Raw genomic sequence first — 11,814 nt, 5'->3', positions numbered from 1 at the left:
CTCAGCCCGCGATGATCGCGTCGGCCACGCGCGCCATGAAGGTGGAAAGCGCGTGCCCCATCAGCGGCAGGCAGAGCAGCAGCACCACCCCGATCGCGACGATCTTGGGCACGAAGGTGAGCGTGCTCTCCTGCACCTGCGTCAGCGCCTGGAACAGGCCGACGGCGACGCCCACCACCAGCGACGCGAGCAGCATCGGGCCGGCCAGCGTGAGCGTCAGCACCAGCGACGCCTTGGCGAACTCGGCGGCCTGGAAGGCGTCCATCGCCGTCAGATCTGCATGTGCATGATTTCGGTGTAGGCGCTCACCACCCGGTCGCGCACCGCGACGACGGTGTTGAGCGCCGTCTCCGCCGCACCGATCGCGGTGACGACGTCGACCAGATCGCCCTTGCCGGCGACCTGCTTCGCGCTCGCCGTCTCGGCCTGGCGCAGCGAGCCCGAAGCTTCGCCGACGAGGCTTTCGACCATGCCGCCGAAGCTGGCGGCGGCGCCGTCGTCCGGCGTGGAGGAGGTGGCCGGCGCCGCGCTGAGCACGCGATTATAGGCGGAGGCGGCGTCGAGGCTGCTGATCGACATGGCGTGTCCCTTCACTTGATGAGATCGAGCGTGCGCATCGTCATGTCGCGCGCGGACTCGATCGCGTTGAGATTGGCTTCGTAGGAGCGCTGGGCGGCCTTCATGTCGGCCGTCTCGATCAGGTTGTTCACATTGGGCTGGAGCACATAGCCCGATGCATCCGCCGCCGGGTTTCCGGGCTGGTAGATGCGGTTGAAGTCGGACTTGTCGCCGACGATGGAATCCACCTTCACCATCGTGCCGCCGGTGGCCTTGTCGACCTCGGCCTGGAAGGTGGCGACGCGGCGGCGATAGGGATTGCCGCCCGGCGTCTTGGCCACCGAATCCGCGTTGGCGAGGTTTTCGGCGATGATGCGCATCCGAAGCGACTGCGCGCGCAGGCCCGATGCGGAGACGCCGATCGACGTCTTGAGATCCATGAATCCTCCTCGCTGCCGGCCCCTGGGCGCGTGCGGTGCCGCCCCGTCCTCCCGGCATTTCCTTATAGGCATTTCTTGCCGGGTCTCGGTAGATCCCGGAAATTTATTCCTATAACAAATCCCGGAAGGAGAGCCGCATGTCCGTGCTCGAGGGAATACCGATCGATCTGTCGATCGTGCTGGGATCGACCCATGTGCCGATCCGGCAGGTGCTGAAGATGAGCCGTGGCGCGATGATCCCGCTCGATTGCGGGCATGACGATCCCACGCTCGTCTATGTGAATGACGAACTGGTCGCGCAGGGGCGCATCCTCGTCGAGAATGAGCGCATGTCGCTGGAGATCACCGAGATCATCCGAAAGGCGCCCTGATGGACATCCTCTCCGTGCTGCGCACGCTGGGGGCGCTCGGCATCGTACTCGGAATGCTGGGCGGCGCGCTATGGGCGGTGCGCCGCTACGACATCCGCCTGCCGTCGCGCTTCCTTGGCGGGCCGCAGGAGCGTCGGCTCGCGGTGATCGAGCGGCTCGCGCTCGACGGGCGGCGCTCGGTGGCGCTGATCCGCGCCGGCGACCGCGAGCATACCGTGCTGATCGCCCCCGAAGGCCTGCTGCTGCTCGACGCCGCCTCGTCTCCGTCTTCTTCGAGGAGCCTCGCTGATGCGTAAGGCGCTCATTCCGTTGATCCTCCTGCCCGCGCTGCTGCTGGCGGCCGAACCGGCGATCGCCCAGAGCATCGCCGCCAATGGGCAGAACCTCACCGCCAATCTCGGGCCGGGGGCGCTGTCCGGCCGGGCGATCCAGCTCGTGCTGACGCTGACGGTGCTGAGCCTCGCGCCCGGCATCCTGATGACCGTCACCTCCTTCACGCGCATCGTCGTGGCGCTGTCGCTGCTGCGCTCGGGGCTGGGCGCGCAGGGCGTGCCGCCGAACCCGGTGGTCATCAGTCTCGCGATGTTCCTGTCCTTCTTCGTGATGGGGCCGACCTTCGATGCCGCGTGGCGGCAGGGGGTGGTGCCCTATAACCAGGGGCGGCTGACCGAGGCGCAGCTCTTCGACCGGGCCTCGCGGCCGTTCGAGGACTTCATGCTGAAGCATGTCCGCGACGACGATCTCAGCCTGTTCGTCCGCCTCTCCGGCAAGCCGCCGGTGGCGCGCGCGAACCTGCCGATCTCGACGGTGATTCCGGCCTTCATGATCTCGGAGCTGCGCCGCTCGTTCGAGATCGGCTTCCTGTTGCTGCTGCCCTTCCTCGTGATCGACATCGCGGTCTCGGCGGTGCTGATGGCGATGGGCATGATGATGCTGCCCCCGGCGACGATCTCGCTGCCGATGAAGATCATCTTCTTCGTGCTGGTCGACGGCTGGGCGCTGGTCGCGGGATCGCTCATCAAGAGCTTCGGCGGGCCGGGCTGATCCCCCGGCTCAGCCGCGCCGGTTGTAGCGGAGCGCCGGATCGTCCAGCCAGCGCGCGAGGGTGGCGAAGGCGAGCGGGGTGAGGAAGCTCAGCCCCGCCTCGCCATCCTTCGCCCAGCGCACGGCGGCCGACACCGGCGGCAGGCCGGCGATGGCGAGCGTCAGAAGCTGGTCGGGCTCCAGCGGCGTGACGGTGACGAGCCGCGCGCCGCGCTGCGACAGGTTGGCGACGACGGCGTGATGATGATGGCCGTCGCGCTGGATGTCGGCGCTGCAATCGGTGACGAGGCGCGGCGCGCGGACCTGTTGGATGTCCGTCCGTCGCGGCGCGGGCCGGGGCTCGGCGAGGATCTGGCGGAGATCCTCCACCCGCTCGTCGAACTGGACGCCGATGCCGCCCTCCTTCGTCCAGCGCACCCTGCCCGAAACGGACCGGCCGTTGCGCAGTTCGATCTGCACGGCGTCGCCGGTCTCGAACCGGGTGAACACCTCGGCCATCAGCCCGCCGGCGGAGATGTTGCGGACGCGGCAGAGGCCGTCCGTCCGCTCGCCGACGATCCGGCCGACGAGCAGCAGCGTCAGCGTGCGCGGATCGCGCCGCTCCTGCCCGCGCCGGGGAGCGGAAGGGGAGGGTCGTGTGGGCATGGCCTCTTCCTGCATGGCTCGATCTCGTGTCTCAGGCCCGCGCCTCAGGCCGGCGTCGCCTGGGTGACGATCGCGCGGCGCACCGTCTCGCGTCCGAACGTCTGCACCGCCGCGTCGAGCAACACCCGACGGAAGGCATCGACACCCGGCACCAATCCATCCGGCCCACTGGCCATGGGGGTACGATAGGTGCGCATGTTCACCGCGTCGAGCAGAAGCGGCAGCTCCCTGCGGATCTTTTCGGCCTGTTCGCTCGATACCTCGATCTGGCCCTCGAACGTCACATAGCCCGAGAGGCGCCCGTCCGCGAAGACGAGCGGGGCGATGATCGGGCCTGTCGACACGAAGCGGGTGTCCCGTTCGGCCTGCGCGTGCCGGTCCGCCATCACCAGGCTGGTGGCAAACGCGCCGGCGCCGCCGGTGCCGAGGCCCGCGATCAGGATCAGCGCGGAGAGCAGGGCTTTCTTCATCGTCTCTGTCCCCGGCCTAGAACTGGAAGCTCGCGTCGCGCGGCAGCGCGGGCGGCGCGGCCATGACGACGATGGTGATGCGGCGGTTTTCCGGGCGCTCGGGCTGATCGGTGTAGATCGGCTCGGTGCCCGCCTTGGCGGTGACCGCGGTGAAATGGTCGGCGGGGAGGCCGGCGGCGATCATCGCCGAGCGCGCGGCCAGCGCCCGCTCGCCGGACAGGCGCCAGTTGGCGTCGCTCTGGCCGCCGATGGAATCGGTATGGCCCTCGATCGCGATCTGCGCGTCCGACTTGACGAGCTTCCTCGCGATCCGGCCGAGCAGCGCGCGGGCATAGTCGTTGAGCGTGGCCGTCGTGCCCACGAACATGGTGCGGTGGGCGGAATCGACGAGGTTGATCCGCACGCCGTCGCGATCGGGCTTGATCTGCACATTATGCTGGCTGTCGGGCTGGGCCTCGAGCGCGACCAGCATCTCGTCGGCGAAGACGCGCAGCGCGGAATCGGGGATGTCGGCGGTGCCGCCGCGCGCCGCACCCTTGGCCCCCGCCTCGGCGGAGGGCTCGCCGACCGGATCCTTGTCGTTGGCCTGTGCGCGGCGGGTATGGCCGCCAAGGCCGGGCTGCGGGCCGGACTCTGTGGTGAGCACGGCCGGAGTGGAGTTGGTGGTGGCGGGCGAGAAATATTCGGCCAGCCCCTTCAGCCGCGTCTTGTCCGGGTTGGAGAGCAGCCAGAGCAGCATGAAGAAGGCCATCATCGCCGTCACGAAATCGGCATAGGCGACCTTCCACGCGCCGCCATGATGGACGGCGTGCTGCTTCTTGCGGCGGCGGCGGATGATGACGGGCGCGCTGTCCTCGCTGTCGAACCGGGCCATCCCGTCAAACCTCCGCAAGGGCGGCGCTGAGCCGGGTCTGCACGGCGGTGAGCCGCACCGGGGCGACGGCCTCGGCGGCGGACTGGCCGGCGGCGATCCGGTCGAGCACGGCGGCGCTCTCGTCGGCGCGCTGGGCGAGCAGGTCGAAGAGCTGGAACTGCTCCAGATATTCCATGGCGAAGCGCGCGTCGGCCGCCAGCAGCGTGGCGAGGCCGTCGATCAGGGCGCGCATGTCCCGGATCTCGGTGGCGATCGCCGCGCACAGGGGGCCGTGCGCGGGGCCGGTCCGTTCGTCGATCATCCCCATTCCTTCGTTTCCGGCCATATCAGAACAGCTCGACATCGCCGCCCGCCTCACCCGGCGCGTGCAGCGCGCGCAGCGGCGGCGCCCGGTCGACCAGGGTGGAGCGCACCCGCCCTTCGTAGGGCATGAACTCCACCTTGCGGGCGTGGGTGCCCTCCAGCTCGCAGCGGCCGATCTCGATCCCTTCGGCGGCCATGAACTGGCGCGCGAAGGCGGCGTTGCTGCTGCCGATCCGGCCGAGCCCCGCGATGATGTTGGCGCCGCCATAGAGATGCGCGCGCAGCCGGCCGCGCGACGCGCCCGCCTGCATCATCGCGTTGATGAGCAGCTCCATCGCGTGGATGCCATAGCGCTGCTGCCCGGCGGGCGGCACCTCCTCGCCGGGCTCGGCGAGCAGGAAATGGTTCATCCCCCCGATCCGCGTCTGCGGATCCTGAAGGCACACGGCCACGCAGGAGCCCAGAAGCGTCGAGATAATCACGCCCGGCTCGGCGACGACCCTGTGTTCGCCCTGGACGATGGGGATGCGGCGCATGGGATCAGTTCAGCTCGCCGAACACGCGCTCGATCTTCTCCTTGAGCGCGGCGGGGGCGAAGGGCTTCACCACATAATTGTTCACGCCGAGCGCGGCGGCTTTCTGCACCACCTCGCGATCGGCCGAGCCGGTCAGCATGATGAAGACGGTCTTGCCGATCACCGGGTCCGCGCGCACGGCCTCCAGGAACTGGAGCCCGTCCATGTCGGGCATGTTGTAGTCCGAGATCACCAGATGCACGCGATCCGACTTGATCGCCGCCAGCGCCTCGGCGGCGCCGGCCTTGTCGCGGACATCCTTGAACCCCAGATCCTGGAGCGTGCGGCGGATCATCGCCCTCATGCTCGTCTGGTCGTCCACGACCATGACCCGTATTGCTGACGCTGCCGGCATGACTTGCTCCCAAAAATCCTAGTGCGTCCGACATGCCGCGAGGATCGCCTCGGGCAATGCGGACAGGCTCAGTTCGCGTTCGACCCCGCCCAGCTCGAAGGCCGCGCGCGGCATCCCGTAGACCACGCAGCTCGCCTCGTTCTGGCCGAACGTGCGGGCGCCGGCGCGGCGCATCTCCAGCAGCCCCTCGGCGCCGTCCTGGCCCATGCCGGTGAGGATCACGCCCACCGCCGCCGCGCCGAGCGGCGCCACCGAGCGGAACAGCGCGTCGACCGACGGCCGGTGGCCGCTGACCGGCTCCGCCGCCCGCAGCCGGATATGGCCGGCGATGCCGCCGGACAGTTCCATGTGGGTAGCCCCCCCAGGAGCAATATAGACGGTTCCGCGCCGCAACGGCGTGCGATCGGCCGGTTCGATGACCGTGACGTGCGCGTCACGATCCAGCCGTGCCGCGAAGCCGCGCGTGAAGGCGGCGGGCATGTGCTGCACCACCAGCACCGGCGGGCAATCGGCGGGCAATGCGTGGATCAGCGAGAAGAGCGCCTCCACCCCGCCGGTGGATGCGCCGATGGCGATCACCGTATCGCGCCAGGCGCCGGCCGGCGCGGCGGCCACCGGGGTCACCGGCGATGGCCCCGGACGGACGGTGGCGCGGGCGGCCGCCTTCACCATCCTGCGCAGCAGCGCGCCGTCCTGCGCGATCTCCAGCGGGTTTCCGGTCGGCTTGGCGATGCAGTCGACCGCGCCCAGCCGCAGCGCCTCGATCGTCACCTCGGCGCCGCGCGCGGTGAGCGTCGAGCACATCACGACCGGCATGGGCCTGAGCCGCATGATCTTCTCAAGGAAGGAGAGGCCGTCCATCCCCGGCATCTCGACGTCGAGGGTGACGACGTCGGGGTTCAGTTCCTTAATCATCGCGCGCGCGGCGTGCGGCTCGGGCGCGAGGCCGACCACCTCGATCGCCGGATCGGCCGAGAGGATGCGGTTCAGCATCGCGCGCATCGAGGCGCTGTCGTCCACCACCAGCACGCGGACGGGGGCATCGGCGGCGGGGATCATGCCGCCTCCTTCACATAGGCGGTCTGCGCGACGGATCGCATCGCGGCGGTGGCGGGGCCGATCAGCCGCTCCGAATGGCCGATATAGAGATGGCCGCCGGGTCGCAGCAGGCCGACGAGGCGCGCCTCCAGCTCGGCCTTCGCGGTGTCGTCGAAATAGATCATCACGTTGCGGCAGAAGATCGCGTCGTACTGCTGGCGCATCGGCCAGTCCGCGAAGAGGTTGAGCGGCCGCGCCGTCACCAGCGCGCGCAGTTCGTCCGCGATGCGATGCTCCGCGCCCTCCGCGTGCAGCCAGCGCGCGCGATGGGCGGGCGGGATCGGGCGGACGGCCGTCTCGTCATAGACGCCCCGCGCCACCGCCGCGACCGCCTGCGGCGCGATGTCGGTGGCGAGCAGCTTCACATGACCCCGGCTGAGCCAGCCGGTGTCCGGGCCGGCCTCCGCGAGCGTCATGGCGATCGAATAGACCTCCTCGCCCGTCGAGCAGCCGGCCGACCAGATCCGCACCGGCTGCCCCGCCTCCGCGCGCTGGCGGAGCGTGGGCAGCACATGGGTGCGCAGATGGTCGAAATGATGCTGCTCGCGGAAGAAATGGGTGTGGTTGGTGGTGAGCGCCTCCACCATCACCGCGCGCTCGGCGGCGTCGCGGCGGACCAGCGCCACATAGTCCCGGAAATGGCCGAGCCCATGATCGCGCAGCCGCCGCGACAGCCGCGAGTGGACGAGCGTCACCTTGCTCTCGGGCAGGCGGATGCGCGCCTCCTCGTGCAGGATCGCCGCGATCGCCCGGAACTCGGCCGGGTCGAGCGCCGCCCCCGCTGCCAGAGCGGAGGCAGAGGCTTCGGGGGCGGCCGTCTCGATCATGCGGCGATGTCGGCGATCTGGCGGACGAGGCTGATCGCGTCGAGATCGAGCAGCAGCACCATGGCGTCGTTCGCCTCGCTGCCGAGCTGGCGCCGCTCGATGCGCGCGAGGCCGGAGACGACGTTGCTCTCGTTGACGCCGGTATCGGGCGCGGGCTGGATGTCGGCGCCGTTGATGACGACGATGTCGGCCAGCTCGTCGACGAGGAAGCCCGCCTGCTTGCCGCCGACATGCGCCACCAGCACGCAGGAGCGCGCGTGGATCGGGCTCGGCGTCCAGCCCAGCCGCTCGGCGAGGCCGACGACAGGCACGACCGCGCCGCGCAGATTGGTGACGCCGAGGATATAGGGGGGCACGCCGGGCAGCGGGGTGGGTTCCTCCCATTCGCGGATCTCGACGATCGCGCGCATGTCGATGCCGAACAACTGGTTGCCCAGCGTGAAGGTGACGACCTTGCGTTCGTCGATGCCGGGTTCTTCGATCCTGCTCATGCGGCCATTCCCTTGGGTGCGAACTTGTTGAAACCGGGCGAGACGATCAGCGCGTCGATATCGAGGATGAGCGCGATCGAGCCGTCTCCGAGGATGGTCGCGCCGCCGAGGCCCCGGATCGGATAGAGATTGTCCTCGAGGCTCTTGATGACGACCTCGCGGCGGTTCTCGATCGTGTCGATCATCAGGCCGACAAGGCCGGAGACGCCGCTCTCGACGATGATGACCACCGATTCCTCGGGCGCGCGGCGCTGATGCTCGGCGATCGCGAACAGCTCGCTCGCGCGGCGCATCGGCAGATAGGCGCCGCGCAGCTCGATCACCTCGGAGCCGGGCGAGACGCGCTTCACCTGCCCCGCCACCGGCTGCACCGTCTCCACCACATTGGAGAGCGGCAGCACGAAGCGCTGGTCGGCCAGCCGCACGATCATGCCGTCCAGGATGGCCAGCGTGAGCGGCAGCGCCATGGTGAAGCTGGTGCCCTCGCCGGGGACGGAGTGGATCTCCACCCGCCCGCCCAGCGCCTCGACATTGCTGCGCACCACATCCATGCCGACGCCGCGGCCGGAGATGTTGGAGATCGTCTCGGCGGTGGAGAAGCCGGGCGCGCAGATCAGGTTGTCGATCTCCTCGTCCGAGAGCACCGCGTCGGGCGAGACGATGCCTTTCTCGATCGCCTTGGCGCGGACCCGCGCGCGATCGATGCCGCGCCCGTCGTCCGCCACGCGCACGATGATGCGCGCGCCCTTCTGTTCGGCGGACAGGCGGATCGTTCCTTCGGCGGACTTGCCGGCGGCGAGGCGCTCCTCGGGGGATTCGATGCCGTGATCGACGGCGTTGCGGATCATGTGGGTGAGCGGATCGCCGATCTTCTCCAGCACGCCCTTGTCGACCTCGGTCGTCTCGCCGATGGTTTCGAGTACCACCTGCTTGCCGGTCGCCGCCATCAGGTCGCGCAGCATCCGGGGGACGCGCGAGAAGGCCTGACGGATCGGCTGCGCGCGCAGCGACATGACATTGTCCTGGATCTGTCGCGTGAGGCGGGCGAGCTGGGGCAGCTCCACCCGCTCCTGATCGGCGGGCGCGAGCCGGTCGGACAGGATCGAGCCCTGGATCACCAGCTCCCCGATCAGGTTCAGCAACTGGTCGAGCTTGGAGAGATCGACGCGGATGGTCTGCTGCGGGGCGTCGGCGGGGCGCGCCTCGGGGGCCGCCGGCTCGGACGTCTCCACGACGCGGAGCGCGGGGGCGGGGAGGGGCGCGATCTCGGGGACGGGTTCCGGCTTCGGCGGCGCGGCGCCGGGAGCCGTCTCCTGACGCCGGATGTCGATCAGCGAATCCGGCGCGACGAAATCGAAGCATTCGCGGATGTCCGCCTCGTCGATCGTGGCGGGCAGGCCGATCGTCCAGACGCAATAGCTCTCCTCGGGATCGAGATCGCGTAAAGGCGGCAGGGCGGAGAGATCGGCGTCGAGAATTTGGCCGCCCATCCGCTCCAGCTCGCGGATCACGAGGATCGGCTCGCCGCCATTGGCCATCGCATCGCGCGAGGGGCCGAAGCGCACCGTCCAGCCGCCCGCCGGCTCGCCAGCGAGATCATCGAGGCTGATGGCGACCGGCTCGAAGCCGAACGGATCGTCGAGGATGTCGAGATCGACCGCGACGGGCGCGAAGCCGAATTCGTCCGCCGGCGCGGGCTCGGCCGGAGCAGGCGCCGGCTCGGCGGCCGCGCCCTTGTTGGCGAGGAGCTTGTCGAGCTGTTCCAGCATCGCCGCGTCGGCCGGAGGCGTGCCGCCCGACTGGGCCGCCGCGACATGATCGGAGAGGATGTCGAACGCGCCCAGCATGATGCCGGTGACGGCTGCATCCGGCGGGATCGCCCCGCCGCGCACCTCGTCGAGCACATTCTCGAAGCGATGCGAGAAGGCGAGCAGCGCCATATGCCCGAACGCGCCCGAGCCGCCCTTGATCGAGTGGACGGCGCGGAACACGCCCGCGATCACATCGGCCGAGACCTGCCCGCCGGCCATCGCCGACAGCCCCTGTTCGGCGACGGCGAGCCCCTCGGCGCATTCCTCGAAGAAGATTCCCTGGATCTCGTCCAGGCCGTCGTCGCCGGCGGCGCTCACGGGCACACCCGGCGGATGGCGGCGCCGAGCTTGGCGGCGTCGAACGGCTTGGTGATCCAGCCGGTGGCGCCGGCGCTGCGCGCGCGGGCCTTCTTGTCGTCGGAAAATTCGGTGGAAAGCACGAGGATCGGCGTTCCCCGGAACTCCGGCACGTCGCGCACCGCCTCGATCAGCTCGAAGCCGTCCATCTTCGGCATGTTGATGTCGGTGATGAGCAGGTCGGGCTTCACCTCGTGCATCCGCTCCAGCCCCTCGGCGCCGTCCTCGGCGCCTTCGATGCGGAAGCCCTGCGCGGTGAGCGAGGCCTTGAGCAGCATCCGCATACTGGCGGAATCATCGACCGTCAGGATGAGCTTGGTCACTGGACGGGTTCCTCTTCGTCGGTGAGCCCGATGCGGGGCGCGAGGCGACACGCCTGCACGCGCTCCGCGAAGGCGGGGCTGGATGATGGGATGGTGAAGGGCAGGCCCTTGGCGTCCGCCTCGGCCTTCGCGGCGACGAGGAGCTGGAGCACGGCCTGGCCGATGCTCTCCACCGCGCCGGCGTCGATCTCGATCCCGCCGGCGACGTCGCAGGCGAGGACGAGGCGGACACGCAGATCCTCCGCCGTCGTCGTGACGGCGTGCGCGGGCAGCGTCACCGTGCGGCCGGTGGCGGGGTGTGTCTCAAGCGGCTGCACTGAGCTGATCCTTGGCTTCGTCGAGCGCATCCTCGAGCTGGTTGAAGGAAGGCGCGTAGCTGGAGGGCGTCATCCGCCGCGCCAGCTCGACCGCGACCTGCGTGGGCAGGCCCTGCGCATGGGCGATGATCGCGGTCTTCACGAGCGCGAAGGGCTTCTGGTCGGCCTCGACGATCTGGAGCAGCTTGGAGGCCACCGGGCCGACGAAGCAGTAGGAGAGCAGCACGCCGAGGAAGGTGCCGACCAGCGCCCCGCCGATCATCGCGCCGAGGATGTCGGTCGGCTGGTCGATCGAGCTCATCGTCTTGATGACGCCCAGCACCGCCGCGACGATGCCGAGCGCGGGCAGGCCGTCCGCCATCATCTGGAGCGCGTGCTGCGGCTGCAACTCCTCGGCGTGGTGGCGCTCGATGTCGTTCTCCATCGCCTCGGCGATCTGATGCGGATCTTCGAAATTGACCGTCATCATGCGCAGATAGTCGCAGATGAACTCGGTCAGCCCGGCATCGGCGAGCAGGCGCGGATAGCGGGAGAAGATCGCGCTTTTCTCCGGCGTGTCGAGATGGCTGTCGATCGCGGTCGGCCCGCCCTTGCGGAAGGTGGTGAGCAGCGCGAAGAGCAGCGCCAGCAGATCGCGATAGTCGCTCTCCTGCCAGCGCGGCCCCTTGAAGACGCGCCGGATGCCGGCGCCGGCCTTCTTCACCGTCCCCATCGAATTGGCGAGCAGGAAGGAACCGATCGCGGCCCCCGCGATCGCCATCATCTCGTGCGGCAGGGCATGGAGGATGACCATGATGTTGCCGCCGGAGATCAGGAAGCTGCCGAAGACGCAGATCAGGACGACGACGACGCCGATTCCATTGAGCATGACCAACCCCGAAATAAAAAGGCAGAAGCCGCCTGATGATTATAGGAGGGATGGCGAAGCGACGGTCGCGACCGACAAAAAAGCGGG

Annotated in this window: 19 protein-coding genes; 3 read left to right on the top strand and 16 right to left on the bottom strand. The window is 69.3% G+C overall.

The window, feature by feature from the left end; all coding sequences use genetic code 11:
* Window position 1: 1 nt before the first annotated feature.
* Genes FHS98_RS15680 through flgC form a run of 3 tightly spaced genes read right to left on the bottom strand, consistent with a single transcriptional unit; the run spans window position 2 to window position 998 of the window.
* The gene (locus tag FHS98_RS15680) at window positions 2-265 is read right to left on the bottom strand and encodes a flagellar biosynthetic protein FliQ (RefSeq protein WP_167107238.1); all 264 of its coding nucleotides are present in this window, start codon (window positions 263-265) and stop codon (window positions 2-4) included.
* Between the two features lie 5 nt (window positions 266-270).
* Window positions 271-579 carry a flagellar hook-basal body complex protein FliE gene (gene fliE / locus FHS98_RS15675; RefSeq protein ID WP_167107235.1) on the bottom strand — a complete coding sequence of 103 codons (309 nt, stop codon included), beginning with the start codon at window positions 577-579 and terminating at the stop codon, window positions 271-273.
* Window positions 580-590: 11 nt separating this feature from the next.
* Window positions 591-998 (bottom strand): flagellar basal body rod protein FlgC, encoded by a 408-nt coding sequence (gene flgC / locus FHS98_RS15670; RefSeq protein WP_167107232.1) that lies wholly within the window; start codon window positions 996-998, stop codon window positions 591-593.
* A 137-nt stretch (window positions 999-1,135) separates the two neighbouring features.
* Here flgC and FHS98_RS15665 point away from each other — a divergent pair, with 137 nt between their 5' ends.
* Genes FHS98_RS15665 through fliP form a run of 3 tightly spaced genes read left to right on the top strand, consistent with a single transcriptional unit; the run spans window position 1,136 to window position 2,413 of the window.
* Window positions 1,136-1,369: a FliM/FliN family flagellar motor switch protein gene (locus FHS98_RS15665; protein ID WP_019831342.1), complete on the top strand. Its 234-nt coding sequence runs from the start codon at window positions 1,136-1,138 to the stop codon at window positions 1,367-1,369.
* Complete coding sequence (locus FHS98_RS15660; protein ID WP_167107229.1) at window positions 1,369-1,665, top strand: flagellar biosynthetic protein FliO; 297 nt, start codon at window positions 1,369-1,371, stop codon at window positions 1,663-1,665. Before FHS98_RS15665 ends, FHS98_RS15660 begins: the two co-directional genes overlap by 1 nt.
* A complete protein-coding gene (fliP, locus tag FHS98_RS15655; RefSeq protein WP_167107226.1) occupies window positions 1,658-2,413 on the top strand; it encodes a flagellar type III secretion system pore protein FliP in 756 nt (251 codons plus the stop codon). The genes FHS98_RS15660 and fliP overlap by 8 nt, the downstream gene beginning before the upstream one ends.
* Window positions 2,414-2,422: 9 nt before the next feature.
* Here the strand turns inward: fliP and FHS98_RS15650 are convergent, their stop codons facing one another.
* Genes FHS98_RS15650 through motA form a run of 13 tightly spaced genes read right to left on the bottom strand, consistent with a single transcriptional unit; the run spans window position 2,423 to window position 11,727 of the window.
* On the bottom strand, window positions 2,423-3,058 hold the full coding sequence (locus FHS98_RS15650; protein ID WP_167107223.1) for a PilZ domain-containing protein: 636 nt from the start codon (window positions 3,056-3,058) through the stop codon (window positions 2,423-2,425).
* Between the two features lie 44 nt (window positions 3,059-3,102).
* Complete coding sequence (locus FHS98_RS15645) at window positions 3,103-3,528, bottom strand: hypothetical protein (protein WP_167107220.1); 426 nt, start codon at window positions 3,526-3,528, stop codon at window positions 3,103-3,105.
* Window positions 3,529-3,544: 16 nt separating this feature from the next.
* A complete protein-coding gene (locus tag FHS98_RS15640; protein ID WP_167107217.1) occupies window positions 3,545-4,402 on the bottom strand; it encodes a flagellar motor protein MotB in 858 nt (285 codons plus the stop codon).
* Between the two features lie 4 nt (window positions 4,403-4,406).
* A complete protein-coding gene (locus tag FHS98_RS15635; RefSeq protein WP_167107214.1) occupies window positions 4,407-4,703 on the bottom strand; it encodes a hypothetical protein in 297 nt (98 codons plus the stop codon).
* A gap of 25 nt (window positions 4,704-4,728) precedes the next feature.
* Window positions 4,729-5,241: a chemotaxis protein CheD gene (locus FHS98_RS15630; RefSeq protein ID WP_167107211.1), complete on the bottom strand. Its 513-nt coding sequence runs from the start codon at window positions 5,239-5,241 to the stop codon at window positions 4,729-4,731.
* Between the two features lie 4 nt (window positions 5,242-5,245).
* Window positions 5,246-5,635, bottom strand: coding sequence for a response regulator (locus FHS98_RS15625; RefSeq protein WP_026359365.1), 390 nt, complete (start codon window positions 5,633-5,635; stop codon window positions 5,246-5,248).
* A gap of 18 nt (window positions 5,636-5,653) precedes the next feature.
* Complete coding sequence (locus tag FHS98_RS15620) at window positions 5,654-6,694, bottom strand: protein-glutamate methylesterase/protein-glutamine glutaminase (RefSeq protein WP_167107208.1); 1,041 nt, start codon at window positions 6,692-6,694, stop codon at window positions 5,654-5,656.
* Window positions 6,691-7,560, bottom strand: a complete 870-nt coding sequence (locus FHS98_RS15615) for a CheR family methyltransferase (protein ID WP_167107205.1) — start codon at window positions 7,558-7,560, stop codon at window positions 6,691-6,693. The genes FHS98_RS15620 and FHS98_RS15615 overlap by 4 nt, the downstream gene beginning before the upstream one ends.
* The gene (locus FHS98_RS15610) at window positions 7,557-8,051 is read right to left on the bottom strand and encodes a chemotaxis protein CheW (RefSeq protein WP_167107202.1); all 495 of its coding nucleotides are present in this window, start codon (window positions 8,049-8,051) and stop codon (window positions 7,557-7,559) included. The genes FHS98_RS15615 and FHS98_RS15610 overlap by 4 nt, the downstream gene beginning before the upstream one ends.
* Entirely contained in the window at window positions 8,048-10,186 is a 2,139-nt protein-coding gene (locus FHS98_RS15605; RefSeq protein WP_167107199.1) for a chemotaxis protein CheW, read from the bottom strand. The genes FHS98_RS15610 and FHS98_RS15605 overlap by 4 nt, the downstream gene beginning before the upstream one ends.
* Window positions 10,177-10,542, bottom strand: coding sequence for a response regulator (locus tag FHS98_RS15600; RefSeq protein WP_167107196.1), 366 nt, complete (start codon window positions 10,540-10,542; stop codon window positions 10,177-10,179). Before FHS98_RS15600 ends, FHS98_RS15605 begins: the two co-directional genes overlap by 10 nt.
* A complete protein-coding gene (locus FHS98_RS15595; protein WP_167107193.1) occupies window positions 10,539-10,859 on the bottom strand; it encodes an STAS domain-containing protein in 321 nt (106 codons plus the stop codon). The genes FHS98_RS15600 and FHS98_RS15595 overlap by 4 nt, the downstream gene beginning before the upstream one ends.
* The gene (gene motA, locus FHS98_RS15590) at window positions 10,846-11,727 is read right to left on the bottom strand and encodes a flagellar motor stator protein MotA (protein WP_167107190.1); all 882 of its coding nucleotides are present in this window, start codon (window positions 11,725-11,727) and stop codon (window positions 10,846-10,848) included. Before motA ends, FHS98_RS15595 begins: the two co-directional genes overlap by 14 nt.
* Window positions 11,728-11,814: the final 87 nt, after the last annotated feature.

The sequence above is a fragment of the Sphingomonas oligoaromativorans genome, assembly GCF_011762195.1.
GTDB classification, from domain to species: Bacteria; Pseudomonadota; Alphaproteobacteria; order Sphingomonadales; family Sphingomonadaceae; genus Solisphingomonas; species Solisphingomonas oligoaromativorans.
Note: the sequence above shows the minus strand (reverse complement) of the source record. Positions and strands in the feature narration are given on the sequence as shown.

Excerpts from the sequence above, each read along its gene's own strand:
- FHS98_RS15680 (WP_167107238.1), bottom strand. The coding sequence starts at position 265 with ATGGACGCCTTCCAGGCCGCCGAGTTCGCCAAGGCGTCGCTGGTGCTG.
- fliE (WP_167107235.1), bottom strand. The coding sequence starts at position 579 with ATGTCGATCAGCAGCCTCGACGCCGCCTCCGCCTATAATCGCGTGCTC.
- flgC (WP_167107232.1), bottom strand. The coding sequence starts at position 998 with ATGGATCTCAAGACGTCGATCGGCGTCTCCGCATCGGGCCTGCGCGCG.
- FHS98_RS15665 (WP_019831342.1), top strand. The coding sequence starts at position 1,136 with ATGTCCGTGCTCGAGGGAATACCGATCGATCTGTCGATCGTGCTGGGA.
- FHS98_RS15660 (WP_167107229.1), top strand. The coding sequence starts at position 1,369 with ATGGACATCCTCTCCGTGCTGCGCACGCTGGGGGCGCTCGGCATCGTA.
- fliP (WP_167107226.1), top strand. The coding sequence starts at position 1,658 with ATGCGTAAGGCGCTCATTCCGTTGATCCTCCTGCCCGCGCTGCTGCTG.
- FHS98_RS15650 (WP_167107223.1), bottom strand. The coding sequence starts at position 3,058 with ATGCCCACACGACCCTCCCCTTCCGCTCCCCGGCGCGGGCAGGAGCGG.
- FHS98_RS15645 (WP_167107220.1), bottom strand. The coding sequence starts at position 3,528 with ATGAAGAAAGCCCTGCTCTCCGCGCTGATCCTGATCGCGGGCCTCGGC.
- FHS98_RS15640 (WP_167107217.1), bottom strand. The coding sequence starts at position 4,402 with ATGGCCCGGTTCGACAGCGAGGACAGCGCGCCCGTCATCATCCGCCGC.
- FHS98_RS15635 (WP_167107214.1), bottom strand. The coding sequence starts at position 4,703 with ATGATCGACGAACGGACCGGCCCCGCGCACGGCCCCCTGTGCGCGGCG.
- FHS98_RS15630 (WP_167107211.1), bottom strand. The coding sequence starts at position 5,241 with ATGCGCCGCATCCCCATCGTCCAGGGCGAACACAGGGTCGTCGCCGAG.
- FHS98_RS15625 (WP_026359365.1), bottom strand. The coding sequence starts at position 5,635 with ATGCCGGCAGCGTCAGCAATACGGGTCATGGTCGTGGACGACCAGACG.
- FHS98_RS15620 (WP_167107208.1), bottom strand. The coding sequence starts at position 6,694 with ATGATCCCCGCCGCCGATGCCCCCGTCCGCGTGCTGGTGGTGGACGAC.
- FHS98_RS15615 (WP_167107205.1), bottom strand. The coding sequence starts at position 7,560 with ATGATCGAGACGGCCGCCCCCGAAGCCTCTGCCTCCGCTCTGGCAGCG.
- FHS98_RS15610 (WP_167107202.1), bottom strand. The coding sequence starts at position 8,051 with ATGAGCAGGATCGAAGAACCCGGCATCGACGAACGCAAGGTCGTCACC.
- motA (WP_167107190.1), bottom strand. The coding sequence starts at position 11,727 with ATGCTCAATGGAATCGGCGTCGTCGTCGTCCTGATCTGCGTCTTCGGC.